This is a genomic window from Desulfovibrio aminophilus DSM 12254 (assembly GCF_000422565.1).
In the GTDB taxonomy this organism is placed as follows: Bacteria; Desulfobacterota; Desulfovibrionia; order Desulfovibrionales; family Desulfovibrionaceae; genus Aminidesulfovibrio; species Aminidesulfovibrio aminophilus.
Window position 1 is genome coordinate 34,227 of record NZ_AUMA01000015.1, and the last position, 16,152, is coordinate 50,378.

12 protein-coding genes and 1 riboswitch are annotated in these 16,152 nt (G+C 67.7%); of the genes, 2 read left to right on the forward strand and 10 right to left on the reverse strand.

Going from position 1 to position 16,152, the window contains the following annotated elements; all coding sequences use genetic code 11:
- Positions 1 to 85: 85 nt before the first annotated feature.
- From H587_RS0110205 to H587_RS0110215, 3 genes are read right to left on the reverse strand one after another with little or no spacing between them, the layout of a single operon-like run.
- Positions 86 to 874 (reverse strand): GNAT family N-acetyltransferase, encoded by a 789-nt coding sequence (locus H587_RS0110205; protein WP_027176185.1) that lies wholly within the window; start codon positions 872 to 874, stop codon positions 86 to 88.
- A gap of 5 nt (positions 875 to 879) precedes the next feature.
- Positions 880 to 1,602 (reverse strand): anaerobic ribonucleoside-triphosphate reductase activating protein, encoded by a 723-nt coding sequence (locus H587_RS0110210; RefSeq protein WP_051202647.1) that lies wholly within the window; start codon positions 1,600 to 1,602, stop codon positions 880 to 882.
- Positions 1,599 to 3,788 (reverse strand): ribonucleoside triphosphate reductase, encoded by a 2,190-nt coding sequence (locus tag H587_RS0110215; RefSeq protein ID WP_027176187.1) that lies wholly within the window; start codon positions 3,786 to 3,788, stop codon positions 1,599 to 1,601. Before H587_RS0110215 ends, H587_RS0110210 begins: the two co-directional genes overlap by 4 nt.
- A 167-nt stretch (positions 3,789 to 3,955) precedes the next feature.
- Positions 3,956 to 4,160, reverse strand: a riboswitch (cobalamin riboswitch).
- A 268-nt stretch (positions 4,161 to 4,428) separates the two neighbouring features.
- Between H587_RS0110215 and H587_RS0110220 the strand changes: the two genes are divergently transcribed.
- On the forward strand, positions 4,429 to 4,950 hold the full coding sequence (locus H587_RS0110220) for a HyaD/HybD family hydrogenase maturation endopeptidase (RefSeq protein WP_027176188.1): 522 nt from the start codon (positions 4,429 to 4,431) through the stop codon (positions 4,948 to 4,950).
- Positions 4,951 to 5,253: 303 nt separating this feature from the next.
- Here H587_RS0110220 and H587_RS0110225 read toward each other — a convergent pair whose 3' ends face one another.
- The 5 genes from H587_RS0110225 to hflK all read right to left on the reverse strand — a co-directional run bounded on the left by H587_RS0110225 (position 5,254) and on the right by hflK (position 10,482).
- On the reverse strand, positions 5,254 to 6,210 hold the full coding sequence (locus tag H587_RS0110225) for a membrane protein (protein ID WP_027176189.1): 957 nt from the start codon (positions 6,208 to 6,210) through the stop codon (positions 5,254 to 5,256).
- 10 nt (positions 6,211 to 6,220) lie between these two features.
- On the reverse strand, positions 6,221 to 7,054 hold the full coding sequence (gene panB / locus H587_RS0110230) for a 3-methyl-2-oxobutanoate hydroxymethyltransferase (protein ID WP_027176190.1): 834 nt from the start codon (positions 7,052 to 7,054) through the stop codon (positions 6,221 to 6,223).
- A 138-nt stretch (positions 7,055 to 7,192) separates the two neighbouring features.
- Positions 7,193 to 7,912, reverse strand: coding sequence for a LexA family transcriptional regulator (locus H587_RS0110235; protein WP_027176191.1), 720 nt, complete (start codon positions 7,910 to 7,912; stop codon positions 7,193 to 7,195).
- A 642-nt stretch (positions 7,913 to 8,554) separates the two neighbouring features.
- Complete coding sequence (gene hflC, locus H587_RS0110240) at positions 8,555 to 9,403, reverse strand: protease modulator HflC (protein WP_027176192.1); 849 nt, start codon at positions 9,401 to 9,403, stop codon at positions 8,555 to 8,557.
- Positions 9,400 to 10,482 carry an FtsH protease activity modulator HflK gene (gene hflK / locus H587_RS0110245; protein WP_027176193.1) on the reverse strand — a complete coding sequence of 361 codons (1,083 nt, stop codon included), beginning with the start codon at positions 10,480 to 10,482 and terminating at the stop codon, positions 9,400 to 9,402. Before hflK ends, hflC begins: the two co-directional genes overlap by 4 nt.
- An 81-nt stretch (positions 10,483 to 10,563) precedes the next feature.
- Here hflK and H587_RS0110250 point away from each other — a divergent pair, with 81 nt between their 5' ends.
- Positions 10,564 to 11,955, forward strand: a complete 1,392-nt coding sequence (locus tag H587_RS0110250; RefSeq protein ID WP_027176194.1) for a phosphomannomutase/phosphoglucomutase — start codon at positions 10,564 to 10,566, stop codon at positions 11,953 to 11,955.
- Positions 11,956 to 12,053: 98 nt separating this feature from the next.
- On the opposite strand, the gene H587_RS19700 is transcribed toward H587_RS0110250, so the two are convergent.
- Together H587_RS19700 and H587_RS0110260 are read right to left on the reverse strand one after the other, a co-directional pair.
- Complete coding sequence (locus H587_RS19700) at positions 12,054 to 14,852, reverse strand: cache domain-containing protein (RefSeq protein WP_051202648.1); 2,799 nt, start codon at positions 14,850 to 14,852, stop codon at positions 12,054 to 12,056.
- Entirely contained in the window at positions 14,849 to 16,147 is a 1,299-nt protein-coding gene (locus H587_RS0110260; RefSeq protein ID WP_084630594.1) for an ABC transporter substrate-binding protein, read from the reverse strand. The genes H587_RS19700 and H587_RS0110260 overlap by 4 nt, the downstream gene beginning before the upstream one ends.
- Between the last annotated feature and the right edge of the window lie 5 nt (positions 16,148 to 16,152).

Genomic DNA, 16,152 nt, shown 5'->3' on the forward strand with positions numbered 1-16,152 from the left:
CGACCCCGACGCCTGAAACGAAAAGGCCCGCTCCGAAAGGAGCGGGCCTTTTTTCGGTCATGGGAGTGATGATTTTTCCGGGGGCTCAGCCCTGGTCCAGGTCCACCAAATGCACGGGGTAGTCGCACTCGTGCCGATAGCCGAGCTTGAGCGCCAAGGCCAGGGATTCGGGATTGGCCGCATCCCAGCCGGGGAAGATTCCCCGCTCGCGGCAGGCGAGGATGAGCCGGGCCGCGCAGGCCGCGGCCAAGCCCCGGCGGCGGTACCCGGGCAACGTGGCGATCTCGATTTCGATGCCGTCGTCGAACACGGTGTACGACGACGCCCCGCACACCGGGCGGCCGTTGTCCAGAACCAGAAAACCGATGCCGCGCAGCGCGTAATCCTCCCAGGAGGTGAACTGGGAGCAGAAGTCGGCGGACCAAGGCTCCCGAAGCACGCATGCGTGGTGCTCCCGGCCTAGGGGCGCCAGTTCAAGCCCTTCGGGCAGTCGCGCGATGCAGGCCCGCAAACGTTCAGGGTCGAAGAACCCCCAGTCGTGCCTCAGGGCGTGGCGCAGGCTCCGCTGGAAACGGCCGGGATGCGCCGCCTCGATGAGCGCGGCCCAGTCCGGGGCCGGCGGGATCATGATGCAGAACGGCGTCGTGTAGGAGGCGGGCAGCGCGCGCACCATGCACCCGGCGTCCGGGGAGCGGCTGTCCCCGGCGAAGAGCGCGACATCACCGGTCAGGATGCGGGCGCAGGTGGGGTTCGGCAGGCGGTCGGCCCAAGCCTTGCCCATGTGCCCTTGCAGGCAGGTCCAGGTGAAGGTGTGCCGGTTTGCGGCGAAGAGCGGGGCGAGAGCGGGCAGGTCCGGCGGGTCGACCAGGAGCATGTTGGTTATTCCCTCACCCCGACCGTGAATCCCGGCAGGATGCTCCGCATCCTTTCCAGGAGCTCTGCTGGCATGTGGGCCCGGCCCGAGGCGGACAGGGCCTCGTCCTCGCAGCCCGTGGGCTGGAAGGCCTGGATGATCCATTCGCCGCTCTTCAGGGGCGACAGTTCGCGGGCCAGGTCCAGGAGCTCGTCCTCCGAAAGAACGTCCGGATGCCAGGTGGTGCGGAGTTCGAGCGCGGCTGGACTCCGGCGCAGCAGCCCGAGGCTTTCCCAGGCGGCGTCCGCGCTGCCGTCCTGGCCCGTGATGCGGGCGTAGGCCGCGCGCGGGGCCTTCAGGTCGAGCCCGGCCCAGTCCACCAGCGGCAGGACGTGTTCCAGGGCCGCCGGGGCCATGCCCGAGGTGTGCAGGCCCACGCGGAAGCCCAGGCCGCGCGCTTCGCGCATGGCCTCCAGCAGGCCGGGCCAGAGTAGGGGCTCGCCGCCGGAAAAGACCACCGCATCCAGCAGACCGCTACGGGTGCGCAGCCAGTCGAGGACGTGGCCCCAGGTCCGTTCGTCGGGGTCGCGCGCGCCCGCGTCGCGCAGGGCCGCGTTTTGGCAGTAGGGGCAGCGCCAGGGACAGCCGCGCAGAAAGACCACGGCGGCCAAAACGCCGCCGGGATAGTCCACGCTGCTGAGCGGCGTGACCCCGGCCACCGTCAGTCCGGCCGCCGGGGGGTGACTCACGCAAGGGCCTCCTGGGCGGGCTCGTTGAAGCAGACCCGCTCGTCGTACTCGCCCTTCTTGCCGATGTTGAAGGCCGAGCGCGGCCGGTAGTAGCCCATCACCCGGGTCCATATCTCGCAGGGCTGGATCGTGCCCGCGGCCTTGCAGGTGGGGCAGGTCTCCTGCTCCCCGTTCAGGTAGCCGTGGGAGGGGCAGATGGAGAAGGTCGGCGTGATCGTGATGTAGGGCAGGGCGAAGCGCGCCAGGGACTTGCGCACCAGGGCCTTGCAGGCCGCCGCGCTGGAGATCCGCTCACCCATGTAGAGGTGCAGCACCGTGCCGCCGGTGTACTTGCGCTGGAGCGTCTCCTGGCGGGACAGGGCCTCGAAGGGATCGTCGGTGAAACCCACGGGCAGCTGGCTGGAGTTGGTGTAGTAGGGCTGGTCCTCGGTTCCGGCCTGGAGGATGTCCGGGTAGCGGCGGCGGTCCTCCTTGGCGAAGCGGTAGGTGGTGCCCTCGGCCGGGGTGGCCTCCAGGTTGAAGAGGTGTCCGGTCTCCTCCTGGAAGGTGGTGATCCGCGCCCGCACGTGATCCAGGAAGCGCACGGCCATTTCGTAGCCCGCCTCGGTGGTGATGTCCTCGGCGTCGTCGGTGAAGTTGCGGACCATCTCGTTCACGCCGTTGATGCCGATGGTCGAGAAGTGGTTGCGCAGCGAACCCAGGTAGCGCTTGGTGTAGGGGAAGAGCCCGGCGTCCATGCGGCGCTGGATCTCCTTGCGCTTGATCTCCAGGCTCACGCGGGAGGTTTCCAGCAGGGCGTCCAGGGCGGCGTAGAGGCCCACGCGGTCGCCCTTGTGGCGGTAGCCCAGGCGCGCGCAGTTGATCGTGACCACGCCCAGGGAGCCGGTCTGCTCGGCGCTGCCGAAGAGGCCGTTGCCGCGCTTGAGGAGTTCGCGCAGGTCGAGCTGGAGGCGGCAGCACATGGAGCGGACCATGTTCGGCTCCAGGTCGGAGTTCACGAAGTTCTGGAAGTAGGGCAGGCCGTACTTGGCGGTCATCTCGAAGAGCAGGTCGACGTTGGGCCCGTCCCAGGGGAAGTCCTTGGTGATGTTGTATGTCGGGATGGGGAAGGTGAAGACCCGGCCCTTGGCGTCGCCCGCGGTCATGACTTCGATGTAGGCCCGGTTGATCATGTCCATCTCGGGCTGGAGATCGCCGTAGGTGAAGGGCATCTCCTGGCCGCCGATGACCGGGTGCTGGTCCTTGAGGTCGTCGGGACAGGTCCAGTCGAAGGTCAGGTTGGTGAACGGGGTCTGGGTGCCCCAGCGCGAGGGCACGTTCAGGTTGTAGATCAGCTCCTGGATGCACTGGAGCACGTCGTCATAGGGCAGTTTGTCCTTGCGCAGGAAGGGGGCCATGTAGGTGTCGAAGGAGCTGAAGGCCTGGGCCCCGGCCCATTCGTTCTGGAGCGTGCCGAGGAAGTTGACGATCTGGCCCACGGCGCTGGAGAGGTGCCGGGGCGCGGTGGCCTCCACCTTGCCGGGCACGCCGTTGAGTCCCTCGGTGAGCAGGGTGCGCAGGGACCAGCCCGCGCAGTAGCCGGAGAGCATGTCCAGGTCGTGGATGTGCAGGTCGCCGTCGCGGTGGGCCCGGCCGACCTCCGGGGGATAGACGTGGTTCAGCCAGTAGTTGGCCGTGACCTTGCCGGAGACGTTCAGGATCAGCCCGCCCAGGGAATAGCCCTGGTTGGCGTTGGCGTTCACGCGCCAGTCGTGGCGGTCGAGATATTCGTTCACCGAGGCGGCCACGTCCACCACGGTCTTCTTGTCCTGGCGCAGCTTGGCTCGCTGCTCGCGATAGACGCTGTAGGAGCGCATGGTCTTGAAGTGGTTGGCCGAGATGAGGGCCTGCTCCACGGCGTCCTGGATGCGCTCGATGTCCGGCGTGCCGCCCGCGTAGCGGTGGGAGAGCACCTTGACCACCTGCGCGGTGAGCAGCCGGGCCTCGTCCTCGGCGAACTCGCCGGTGGCCGCGCCCGCGCGGCGGATGGCCGAGACGATCTTGTCGGCGTTGAAGGGGATCACCGAGCCGTTGCGCTTGCGGACGTGGGTGGGCGGGGTCACCGGGCGCAGGGGCACGAGCCCGGCCGCGCGGACGGCTTCGAGGTTGGGGGTGTCGGAGGCGAGGATTTCAGCGGATTGCGGCATTCGTACAGCTCCAAGTTGTTCGTGCGATGAGGATGCCTGTTCGTGTCGGTCGGCGGACCGGGCGCGGACTCGGCCGGAAGGTCGGAGGAGGTGACGGAGGGTGGCCGCCGGAAGCGGTTCGTCCGCCGCAACGCCCCCTCGGGCCTTCGCGCCGCGCCGTCCGCGCCGGGCGCGAACGGAAACCGGCAGGTCTTCGGACTCGCGGGCGTTGCGGCCTTCCGCCGCCTTCCTCCTCCCCGGACTTCCCGGCCAAGGCCAGTGTCGTTCGAGCGGGGAGTCGTTCCCGTTCACCGCTGCGGGGCAGTCCCGGAGTTGCGCCGGGTTCCCTTTTCACCCGGAGGTCATCCGGGCACCGATTCGGATCGCAGTATGGAAGGAGACGTGGTTTTTGTCAACTGAGACTGGTTCCTAACTAATTATTTAACATGCTTATATTATAGAATTAATTTTTATCACCAGAGCAGTGGAAAAGCCCCTCCGAGCGGCTCGGCTCCTGGCTTGTCGGACTTCACGGTTGCGGGCCGCAAATTTTCTAGAGAAAATTTGGAAATCGATACGGAGGCTCGTGGAGGCGATATTCCGGAGCGGACGGCGGCGGCATTGTTGCTACGAATTTAAAATTCGTATACGAAAATTGCGCATGAAAAACACAAATAATCGTATCCTGGTGCTGGGAGTGGGCAACATCCTGCGCAGCGACGAAGGGGTGGGCGTGCGCGCCGTGGAGAAGCTGGCGCGGGAGTATGTCTTCTCGGAGAACGTGACGCTTCTGGACGGCGGCACCCAGGGCATGCTGCTCATGGGCCCGATCATGGAGGCCGACGTTCTGGTGGTGGCCGACGCCGTGCTCGGCGGCGGGGAGCCCGGCTCCATCTACCGGCTCACGGGCGCGGACCTGCCGCTGCGCATCGATCCGGGCAAATCCCCGCACCAAGCCGATCTCCTGGACACCCTGACCTACTGCGACGTGCTCGGCGCGCTGCCGGAGCTGGTGGTCCTGGGCGTGGAGCCCCAGGACATGGACGGCGTGGGCCTGGAACTGACGCCCGTGGTGGCCCGTCGGCTGCCGGACCTAGTCCGTCTTCTGCTGCGCGAGATCGAGCGCCTGGGCGGGGCCTGGTCCCCGGCGGAGCGCGATGCCGAGGCCTTGGGCGCGGGCTGATGATCCGGTCCCGCCGAGACTGGTTGCACAAATAAGAAGGGGCCCTTTTGGGGCCCCTTCTTACGGAGAGAGAGGAGTTTGGGAAGGAAACGTGTGACTGGGTGAGGCTCGCTGTGCTGTGCCTGTTGATTCGAAGATATGCGAGTCCCGTGCCAAAATATGCTAAACACTGGAATAATTGGATTTCACAAATTATTGTGTGTTGCCGACCTGCGCTGTGCGTGCAATGTGCTGCACAAGTGTTGCACTTGTGTCTGCACATATGTGCAACCGGATCGGCTTCATTGCACGGACGACGGGCCGTCAACCCAGGAGGGCGTAGAGCGCGGCCACCAGGGCCAGGGTCGCGGCGCGCAGGGCCTGGTTGTGCAGGATGAGGCGCACGGCCAGGCGGGTCTTGAAGATTCCGGCGTAGTAGGGGAACTGGTGGCGCACCGCGCGCATGGGCGTGGAGAGGATGGCTCCCACCAGGAGCGCCAGGACCATCTCCTTGACGCTCAGGGCCCCGGCGGTGAGCAGGGCCCCGGCCGCGGCGAAGCCCGCCGTGGTCTCCGCCGCCAGTTGGAAGGCCACCACGCCCACGGCCTCGGGCGGCAGCCAGGAGAGCAGCGCGCTGTGGCTCATGGCCGACTCGACCATGTCGAACACTCCCCAACGCTTGAGGAAGAAGAACAGCGTGTAGACCGGCACGGTGATGAAGATGAGCCGGGGCAGGCGCTTCTTGAAGCGCTCCACTGTCTTGCGCAGGGCCGGTCCCAGGCCCTTGAAGCCGCCGTCGTTGAGCAGGCAGACCACACAGCCCTCGGGCAGGGGGGGCAGGGTGAGCCGTCCCCAACCCACGATGACCGCCGTGCGGATGAGCGCCGAGAGCACGGTCAGGCCCACGTAGACGAAGGCCGCCTCGCGCAGGAAGGGCACGGCCAGGGCCAGCACCGTGGGCAGGTGCAGGAAGTTGGTGGGCAGGCTGTTGAAGAGGTTGGAGAGAATCACCTCCCGCTCGTTCATCTTGCCCTGCTCGTAGGCTTCCGCCAGCATGGAGTTGGCCGCCGCGCCGGAGAAGAAGGCCATGCTGAAGCTGGCCCCGGAGATGTCCTGGAGCCGGGCCAGACGGATGAGCGGCGCGGCCACCTTGGCCACGGCCCGGGTCCAGTTCAGGGACTCGATGAGGTTGCCCACGAAGAGACCCACGCTCACCGCGGCGCAGAGGCGGAGGAGCGGCCAGGCCAGCCCGTTCCAGAGGACGTGTGCGTTCAGTTCCATGCGCGGCGGGTCAGTCCGTGAGCCGTTCCAGCTCCTTGGGGTCCATGCCGGTGGTCTGCTCCGGGCCCGGGAAGGCTCCCCGGCGGACCTCCTCGGCGTAGGCCCGCACGGCCTCCACCGCCGGCCCGAAGAGCTGGGCGTACTGTTTGACGAACTTGGGCACGAAGCGGTCGAACAGGCCGAGCAGGTCGTGGAAGACCAGAACCTGGCCGTCGGTGTCCGGACCCGCGCCGATGCCGATGGTCGGGACGGGCACGGCCTCGGTGATCCGCGCGGCCACCTCCCGGGGCATGGCCTCCAGGGTCAGGGCGAAGCAGCCCGCGTCGGCCAGGGCTCGGGCGTCCTCCAGGAGGATGCGCGCGGCCTCGGCGGTCTTGCCCTGGGCCTTGAATCCGCCGAAACCGGCGACGTGCTGGGGCGTGAGTCCGATGTGCCCCACCACCGGGATGCCCGAGGCGACGATGCCCCGCACCTGGGGCAGCACGGCCCGCCCGCCCTCCAGCTTCACGGCCCGGGTGTTTCCTTCCTTGAGGAAGCGCCCGGCGTTCAGCACGGCCTGCTCCACTCCCGCATGGTAGGACAGGAAGGGCATGTCGCCCACCAGCAGGGCGTGGCGCACGGCGCGCGCGGTGCAGCGGCAGTGATGGAGCATGTCCTCCATGGTCACGCCCAGGGTGTCGGGCAGGCCCATGACGACCATGCCCAGGGAGTCGCCCACGAGCACGAGGTCCGGCTCGGCGGCGTCCGCGATGCAGCCGGTGGCGTAGTCGTAGGCGGTGACGGCGACGATTTTCTCGCGGCCCTTGAGGGCCTGGATGTCGGGTGCGGTGAGTTGCTTGGACATGTGGCGTTCTCCTTCGGCCTGAAGGCCGGACCCGAAGCGTAGGTCCTGGGAAACCCCGCGTCAAGCGGGCGGAGGGCGCAAAAAAGGCCCGAACGCCGCGCGTCCGAGCCTGTGGGGGCTGGGAAACAGCCCTGAAGGTCACATGGGGGTGATGTTCTGGAGCACCCAGGCCACGCGGCCCACGATGCGGTCCTTCATGTCTCCCGCCGGGATGACGATGTCGGAATAGTCCTTCTCGGCGCGCAGGACGTACTCGCCGTTCTGGAAGTAGACCCGCCGGACGAGCAGGCCCTGCTTGGGGAAGTAGACGGCGCTGAAGTCGCCGTCCGGGCACTGCTTCTGGGCCGTGTCGATGCCCACGAAGGCGCCCCGGCAGATGATCGGCTCCATGCCGGTGGAGTCCATCTTGATGACCACGAGGCTGTCGCGGTGGAAGCTCTCGGGAATGGCCAGGTCGTCAACGGGCATGGGCTCCCAGGTCGGGCCGCCGTCCTTGGGCGCGGCCATGGAGCAGACCGGCACAACGCGGCTGCGGGAATGGGGCTTGCCGTAGGGAGCGGGAGCTTCGCGCAGCAGGGTGTCGGCGGCCACCTTGCCGCGGGTGGGGTTCAGGTAGACCGGTTCCGTGCCCTGGGCCAGCCAGTCGGGCGAGAGCCCGTGGCTGCGGAAGAGCTTGAGGAACCAGTCGGCGGGCACCGAGCAGCGGCGCTTGGCGTCCGATATGCTCGACTGCCGGACGTCCAGAACCTCCGCCAGCTGCACCTGGGTCCGCGCCCCGGTGGCCTTCTTGATGCGTTCGAGAACCTCGTTGAACCAGCGCTCGAGGTTTTCGTCGCACTTCTTCTTGTTCTTGGGCATATGCGCTCCCTTATCAGGTGGTGAATACTTGGTCACAACTAAATGCGTTGTTATATCTACCAACTTATAGTGCTTCTCTGTTGGTTGAAGCCCGTTGTTCCATCGATATGAATGCTTCCCCCTCTGTTGATTCCCAGCAAATGAGCTCACGCGAGACAGCAAACCCCTTCACTGTGATCCCCTCGCGCCTCTGCTTCCATCCGAATCTTTTGTCTGCTTCGTGTTCTCCTTCGCGAAAATAGAGGTCTAGTAGACAGAGCCTGTCCGAATGTCAAGAAAGCATTCGGGAACCGGCGGCGCGCCTTGCTCGAGCCGTTCCCATGAGAAAGAATATAGCAGATTTTTGAAGAGGGAAGTGAGCACCCGCTCAAATTCATGAAAAAATAATGTCCCCGGTAGTTGCTGGGAAATACGTGGCAAATGAGCCCGGCCAGGGCGCGGGGGCCGAACCGTGCTGTCGGAGGGGGGTGGGCCCGCGCCGCCCGCGCGCGGGGCGGGGGGAGCGCCTACATTCATGCCGTGCGAGGGCAGGGATGCCCGCGTTTGATGGAGAGAGGCTGGGAAGGGTTGAAAAAAGCCGCGCACCGTCCTTTGGTGAGCACGGTGCGCGGCGGAGAGGTGTTGGAATGCGTGTTCGTGCGGCTACTGGAAGTAGCGCAGGAACGGGCTGCCGGGAGTCAGGACCAGACGCGTGTTGTCCTTGAGCGAGGACTCGTACGCCTCGAGACTGCGCTTGAAGGCGTAGAACTCCGGCGACTGGCCGTAGGCCTCGGCGTAGGTCCGGGTGGCCTTGGCGTCGCCCTCGCCGCGGATGGTCGAGGCCTGGCGCTCGGCCTCGGCCAGGAGCACCGTGCGCTCCTTGTCGGCCTGGGCCCGGATCTTGGCGGCTTCCTCCTGGCCCTCGGAGCGGTACTGCTTGGCTTGGCGTTCGCGTTCGGCCTGCATGCGGCCGAAGATGGCCCGCTCGTTTTCGGGCGGCAGGTCGGTGCGTTTGATGCGCACGTCCACCACCAGGATGCCGTAGGGCGAGAGGAGTTCCTGCGACTGTCTGACCACCTGCTCCATGATCTCGGTGCGTTTCTCGGAAACCACCTCGATGAGCGTGTGGCGGCCCAGAGCCTCGCGCAGCGCGGCGTAGGTGATGTCGTCCAGCCGGGCCTGGGCCCCGGCCTCGGTGCGCACGGTCTGGTAGAAGAGCAGCGGGTCGGTGATGCGCCACTTGGTGTAGTGGTCCACCACCATGGCCTTCTTGTCTTCGGTGAGGATCTCCGCGCGCTTGGCGTCGTAGTCCAGGACGCGGGCGTCGAAGAAGGTCACGCTCTGCACCAGGGGCAGCTTGAAGTGCAGGCCGGGCTTGAGCGCGCCGGTCACGGGCTTGCCCAGTTGGACCACGATGGCCGTCTCGGTCTGATGCACCACGAAGGCGGTCTGGGTCAGAACCAGGAGCAGGAGGACCGCTCCGGCCACAAGGGCGATCTGTTTGTTGGTCATTGCTTCTTGCCTCCTTCCGGGGCGGGCGCGGGCCTGGCCGGCGAGAGGGCGGGCAGGGGCAGATAGGGAACGGTCTTCTCCAACGCCTTGTCCGTGAGCACGAGCTTTTCCGTGGCCGGATTGGCGAGAACGCGCTGCATGGTCTCCAGGTACAGGCGCTGGCGGGTCACGTCCTTGGCCTTGTTGTATTCGGTGAGCACGGCCAGAAAGCGCGAGGCCTCGCCCTGGGAGGTGCGGGTCACGCTTTCGCGGTAGGCCTCGGCCTCGTTGACGACGACCGCCGCCTGGCCCCTGGCCTTGGGCAGGATGTCGTTGCGGTAGGCGTCGGCCTCGTTGATGAAGCGGCTCTTGTCCTCGCGGGCGCTGGCCACGTCCTTGAAGGCCTCGATGACCTCGGCCGGGGGATGCACGTATTGCAGCTGCGCGGCCACCACCTTGATGCCCGCCTTGTAGCGGTCCAGGATGTCCTGCATGAGGTCGCGGGTCTGGATCTGGATTTCATCCTTGCCCGAGGTGAGCGCCGCGTCGATCTTGCTCTTGCCCATGATCTCGCGCATGGCCGCCTCGGCCGCGCCCCTGACCGCGCCCTCGGGGTCGGCCACGTTGAACAGGTAGGCCACGGGGTCGTTGACCAGGAACTGCACCGTGAACTGCACGTCCACGATGTTCTCGTCCCCGGTGAGCATGAGCGATTCCTCGGTCACCGGGCGGGTGGCCATCTGGGAGTCGCCCTGACGGCCGATGCTGCGGTAGCCGAACTCCAGCCTGCGGATGCGGGTGGTCTTGGGCGTCTGCGCGCTTTCCACGGGGAAGGGGATGTGGTAGTGCGGCCCAGGATCGGCCACGCGGTCGAAGGATCCGAAGCGGGTCACCACGCCCACTTCGTCCGGCTCCACGATGTAGATGCCGGAAAGCAGCCAAAGGCCCAGCACCACGAGCGCCAGTATTCGCGCCCCTGGAAGGCGGAACCCTTTGAACTGTTTGAATTTGTCGGTGATGTTACCCAGCTCGGGGCCCACGGGGCCGCCTCCGCGCTGACGCCGCTGTTGCTCTTGCAGTTTTTCCCAGTCCCAGCTCATAATGCGTCCATGCTAGCCACGGATGGCGGTCCAGGTCAAGGAAAGTCGTTCCGACCGCCTCCGAAACACGAGGATGACGGCATGATCGCTCTCAATCCCGGCGTGTTCCGCGCCTACGACATCCGGGGCCTGGTGGGCCGGGACCTGGACCCCGACTTCGCCGAGGAGCTGGGCCGCGCCTGCGGCACGCTCTTCACCCGCCGGGGGCTGACCCGGGCCGTCGCCGGTCATGACTGCCGCGCCACCTCGCCCGAGTACCTCGACCGTCTCTGCCTGGGGCTTTCCTCCGCCGGGGTGGACGTGATCACCCTGGGCCTGATCTCCACGCCGGTGCTCTATTACGCGGTGAAGCACTTCGGCCTCGAGGCCGGGGTCATGGTCACGGCCAGCCACAACCCGCCGGAGTACAACGGCTTCAAGGTCTGGTGCGGGGCCACCACCCTGCACGGCGAAGGCGTGACCGCCTTGTACGACCTCATGGCCGCCCGCGATTTCGTCCGGGCCGAGCGCCCCGGGCTGGTCTCGCGCCACGACGTGGTGCCCGCCTATCTGGAAGAGTTGTCGTCCCAGCTGACCCTCTCCCGGCCCCTCAAGGTCGTGGTGGACGGCGGCAACGGCGCGGCCGGGGAGATCACCGCGAGCCTGCTGGAATGCGTGGGCTGCGAGGTGATCCGCCTGTTCTGCGAGCCCGACGGAACCTTTCCCAACCACCACCCCGACCCCGTGGTGGAGGAGAACGCCCGCCGGCTCTCCGAGCTGGTTCGGCGCTCCGGCGCGGACCTCGGCGTGGGCCTGGACGGCGACGGCGACCGCATCGGGGCCGTGGACGAGACCGGGCGGCTCCTGTACGGCGACCAGGTTCTGACCCTCTACGCCCGGAGTCTGCTCCGTCGGCGGCCCGGCCAGACGGTCATCGGCGACGTGAAGTGTTCGCACCTGCTTTTCCGGGACATCGAGGAGCACGGCGGCGTGCCGGTCATGGCCGCCACGGGCCACTCGCTCATGAAGGCCAAGCTCATCGAGACCGGCGCGGCCCTGGCCGGGGAGATGAGCGGACACATGTTCTTCTCCGACCGTTTCTTCGGCTTCGACGACGCCTCCTACGCGGCCTTGCGGCTGGTGGAGGTGCTCGACGAGAACCCCGGCGTCCCCTTGTCGCGGCTCCTGGGCTGGCCGCGCACGGCCAACACCCCGGAGATGCGCGTGGACTGCCCCGAAGAGATCAAGTTCGCCGTGGTGGCCAAGGCCCTGGAGCACTTCCGCGACCTGGCCGCGCGCCACGGCTGGCGCCTGGACGACACCGACGGCGTGCGCCTGACCCTGCCCCGGGCCTGGGGTCTCGTGCGCGCCTCCAACACCCAGGCCGCCCTGGTCCTGCGCTTCGAGGGCGAGGACGCCCAGGCCCTGGCCCATGTCCGCGGAATCATGGAACCCGCCATCTCCGGCTTCGTCTCCGGCTTCGCCGGTTCATAGAAAGGCGAAGAGGCTTTTGCCTTTCTGGAAACCCCCGAAGGGGGCCGGCTTCGCCGGTTCATGGAAAGGCGAAGAGGCTTTTGCCTTTCTGAAGGGGGCTATGAATCACCCGAAGGGGGCAGGATGAGGAGATGGACGCCCTGGAGCGCCGCCAGGCGTTTCATGTCCAGCTGCTCCACGGCCCAGGGCGGCAGGAGAATGGTGCCCTGGAAGCCCTGTTCGATGCGCCGCCACATCTCGGTCTCGTCGCAGTGCAGGATGCTCTCGGCCGGGCAGAGGGCGAAGAACGGGCCGGGCACGGTCTCGCCGTTCCGGCGCAGCGCCAGCACGGGCCGTCCGCCGTGCGCGCGGTTGAGCAGGCAGTTCACCGCCTCGATGAAGGCGGCCTCGTCCACGGGTTTCTTCAGGGCCGCGTCGCCGCCCATGTCCGAGAGATCCGGCAGGGCCGAGACGACCATCACCGGGATGCCCGCGGTGCGGGGGTCGCGGCGCAGCAGGGCGATGGCCGTGCGGCCGTCCATGCCGGGCATCATGATGTCCATGATGATCAGGTCGGGCTGGTAGGCCCCGGCCTTCTTCACCGCCGACTCGCCGTCGAAGGCCTGGACCACCTCCAGACTCTGGGCTTCCAGGAGCTGGGTCAGGTAGGAGTTGACCGCGGGCTCGTCGTCGGCCACCAGGACCAGGGCCTTGTCCGTGCGCGCCCGGGTCTCCGCGGGAGGCGCGGGCTCGGGCTGGGTCTCGCGGGGAACGGGGTTGAGGGGCATCTCGATGATGAAGGTGCTGCCCCGGCCCACCTCGGACTCCACGTGGATGGTCCCGCCGTAGCGTTCCACGATCTGGCGGCAGATGGCCAGTCCGAGGCCCGTGCCCTGGGGCTTCTCGCGCAGGGTGTCGCTCAGGCGCACCTGATGGAACTTGTCGAAGATGCGTTCGCGGTCGACCTCGGGAACGCCCACGCCGGTGTCCTGGACCTCGGCGCGCAGGGTGTCGCCCGCGCGGAACACGCGCACCGTCACCGAGCCCGCGCGGGTGAACTTGGCGGCGTTGTGCAGGAGGTTGAGGAAGACCTGGACCATGCGGTCGAAGTCCAGGCGCATGGGCGGCAGGCCGGGCTCCACCTCGACCCGCAGCTCGAGGTTCGGGTTCTCCGCGAACTGGCCGCGCACGGCGGTCACGGCCCGCTCCACCACGGCCCCGATGAGGATGTCCGCGTCGCGCCAGTCCACGCGGCCGGACTCGATCTTGTTCAGGTCGAGCACGTCGTTGATGAGCCGGGTCAGGCGCTCGCCCTCGGAGCGGATGATCTCCAGGTTGTCCAGGATGCGGCGGCCCCGGCGGACGAGCTTGTCCTCGTTTCCGGCCAGGGCCTGGAAGTGGTTGGCGAAGTCGCGGCTGATGAGCTTGGCGAAGCCGAGCACCGAGGTGAGCGGGGTGCGCAGCTCGTGGGAGACCGAGGAGAGGAAGGCGGACTTCATGGTGTCCAGTTCCTTCAGGCTCCGGTTGGCCTCCTCAAGGGTGTGGGCCTTGCGTTTGAGGGCCCGGGTGCGCACGTCCACGACCTTCTCCAGCTCGCGGTTCAGAGCCTCCAGGTCCAGGCGGCGGCGCTCCTCCTTCTTGCGCAGGCCGCGCAGCCTGCGGATCATGAAGTTGAAGTGCCGGGCCAGGAAGCCCATCTCGCCGGGGGAATCCTCCGGGGCCATGACCTCCAGTTCGCCCCGGCTCACGGCCTGGCACACGGCGATGAGGTCGCGCACGGGGCGGATGAGGTTGCGGAAGAGCAGAGCCAGGGCTCCGGCGAGGATGAGGATGGCCCCCAGGGAGGGCAGGAAGATGGACAGGGCCAGGCGCGGCAGCTCGGCCTCCATGTCCTTCACGTAGGCCGTGGCGGCCACGTACCAGCCGGTGGTGGGCTCGCGGATGCACCAGGCGATCTTCTCGTTGGAGAAGTCGCCCCGGTCGTCGGGCCGTTCCCAGAAATAGCGGAAGCTGTTTTTGCCGAAAGGCCGTTCGGCGGCCTCGCGGAAGAGTTCGCCCAGCGGGCGGTCGTCGCGGTCCGTGAGCTGGAACATGTTCTGGCCGGTGAGCACGGGGTGGGCGATCATGGTCCCGTTCTGGTCCATGACGAGCATGTAGCCGGTCTTGGCCACCATGATTTCGCGGATGCGGGCCTGGAGTTCGCCCAGGTTGGCCAGGCGGCGCGGGGCCAGGTCCTGCTCCACGTCGCCCATGAACATGTCCGCGCAGACGGTCAGCTCCCAGGGCGGGAAGTAGCGCGCGGCCAGGAGCTTGAGCTCCATGCGCAGGGTCTTGGGGTTGACCCAGGGGTAGAGCCCGAAGACCGACTGCCCGGACCGGGCGTGGCGGGCGGCCTCCAGGGTCTCCTCGAACAGGGGGCGGCCCAGGGTGTCTCGGAACTCCAGGCTGGACCGGCCCACGAATTCCGGGTTGGGGTGGACCAGCATGAGGCGGTCCGGGCCGATGATGAACACGGGATGGTCCAGGCCGGACGAGACCTCGCCCAGGCGGGCCAGGGCCGTGGCCCGGGCCTCCCCGGACTTGCGGCCCAGGAGGCGGATCTGGCGCTCGTAGGTCTGGAGCACGTTCACGGTGTAGTCGTTGGTGCTGCGCAGGGCCTCGCGGCGCTGGTCCATGTAGAAGGCCCGCATCTGCTCGTCGGCGATGCGCGTGCGGCCCACCAGGTCCACGGCGCTGCGCAGCACGGCCAGGCTGCCTTCCTCCTGGATGTCGTGCACGATGTTGCGGCCGAGCACCCAGGCCACGCCCATGGCCGCCGCGGCCGTGACCACGGCGATGACCGAGCTGATGAGCAGGAAGCGCCAGAAGGTGCCCTGGGGCAGGGGCAGGAAGGAGGATGCCTGTCCGGTCTTTTTCACGGCCGGTCGCCCTCCAGGGGCTCCAGACGCGGCGGAAGGCCGTGCTCCAGGCGCAGCTCCCGCCATTCCTCCTCGCTCAGGGCGATCCCGGGGCCCGGCCGGGCCTCCAGAATTTCGAAATAGTCCAGGCGCAGGGGGTCGGCCAGAACCTTTTCCGGCGGATTGCCGCGCACGAGGAAGACGGTCTGGATGTTCTGATGGTCCAGGGCGCGCCAGGTCTGGTCGTCCTTGAGCAGCCGGAAGGTGCGGCCCTCCAGGGCCCGGACCACGTCGGCGGGCTCCAGGGACTGGGCGGCCTCGGCGGCGGCCTTGTATTCGTGGACGATGGTGTAGGCGCTGGCCCCGGGAGTGCTCGGGTAGCGGCGGTAGCGGCGCACGAATTCGTCCACGAAGGCCTGTCCGCGCGTCTGGCCGAGCAGCGCTGGGGCCTTCCAGGTCCAGGGAGTGGTCCCCACGACCCCGTGCATGGCCACGGCCCCGGCGCGCTCGGCCATGCCCAGGGTCAGGTTCGGGACCACGATCTGGCAGAAGCGCGGCAGGCCCATCTCCACGGCCTTTTCCAGGGCGTAGGCCATGTCCTTGCCGAACAGGGCCAGCACGAGCACGGCGGGTTGGGCGTCGCGGGCCTGCTCCAGTTCGACGGTGTAGTCCGTGGCCCCCAGGGGGGTGAGCAGGCCGGGATGGGCCTCGGAGTCGAGGGTGCCGGTGGCCCGGCGCAGGGCCGCCTCGGTGCTCCAGCCCCAGGTGTAGTCGGCGGTGATGTAGAAGTACTTTTTCCCGGCGAAGCGGGCGTTGAGCCAGGGCCCAAGCACTCCGGCGGTCATCCGGGCGTCGGAGCACTCCCGGAAGGCCATGCGGTTGCCGTGCTCCACGCTGAAGGACATCGAATAGGTCAGGGTTCCGAAGAAGGGCACCCCGGCCTCGGCGCAGAGCCGCGAGGCCTCGATGGCCACGGCGCTGGAGGCCCCGCCGAAGATCATCCGGCAGCCCGCGTCCAGCAGGTTGCGCACGTTGAGCCGGGTTTGGAGCACGTCCGAGGCCGAGTCGCGCGGCGCCAGCTCCACGCGGCGGCCGAGGATGCCGCCCTGGGCGTTGATTTCGTCCACGGCCATGCGGGCGGCCCGGATCTCGTCCAGGCCCTCCACGGAATAGGGGCCGGTGAGGGGGTAGTTCATGCCCAGGAGGATGTCGTCGGCGGCCCGGGCCGGCAACGCGGCCAGGGTCAGGCAGAGGGCCAGGACCAGGATGGCGGCGCGGCGCGAGACCCCTGCCCGGAAAATGCCCGCTGCGCCCATGCCGT

Excerpts from the sequence above, each read along its gene's own strand:
- H587_RS0110205 (WP_027176185.1), bottom strand. The coding sequence starts at position 874 with ATGCTCCTGGTCGACCCGCCGGACCTGCCCGCTCTCGCCCCGCTCTTC.
- H587_RS0110215 (WP_027176187.1), bottom strand. The coding sequence starts at position 3,788 with ATGCCGCAATCCGCTGAAATCCTCGCCTCCGACACCCCCAACCTCGAA.
- H587_RS0110220 (WP_027176188.1), top strand. The coding sequence starts at position 4,429 with ATGAAAAACACAAATAATCGTATCCTGGTGCTGGGAGTGGGCAACATC.
- H587_RS0110225 (WP_027176189.1), bottom strand. The coding sequence starts at position 6,210 with ATGGAACTGAACGCACACGTCCTCTGGAACGGGCTGGCCTGGCCGCTC.
- panB (WP_027176190.1), bottom strand. The coding sequence starts at position 7,054 with ATGTCCAAGCAACTCACCGCACCCGACATCCAGGCCCTCAAGGGCCGC.
- H587_RS0110235 (WP_027176191.1), bottom strand. The coding sequence starts at position 7,912 with ATGCCCAAGAACAAGAAGAAGTGCGACGAAAACCTCGAGCGCTGGTTC.
- hflC (WP_027176192.1), bottom strand. The coding sequence starts at position 9,403 with ATGACCAACAAACAGATCGCCCTTGTGGCCGGAGCGGTCCTCCTGCTC.
- hflK (WP_027176193.1), bottom strand. The coding sequence starts at position 10,482 with ATGAGCTGGGACTGGGAAAAACTGCAAGAGCAACAGCGGCGTCAGCGC.
- H587_RS0110250 (WP_027176194.1), top strand. The coding sequence starts at position 10,564 with ATGATCGCTCTCAATCCCGGCGTGTTCCGCGCCTACGACATCCGGGGC.
- H587_RS0110260 (WP_084630594.1), bottom strand. The coding sequence starts at position 16,147 with ATGGGCGCAGCGGGCATTTTCCGGGCAGGGGTCTCGCGCCGCGCCGCC.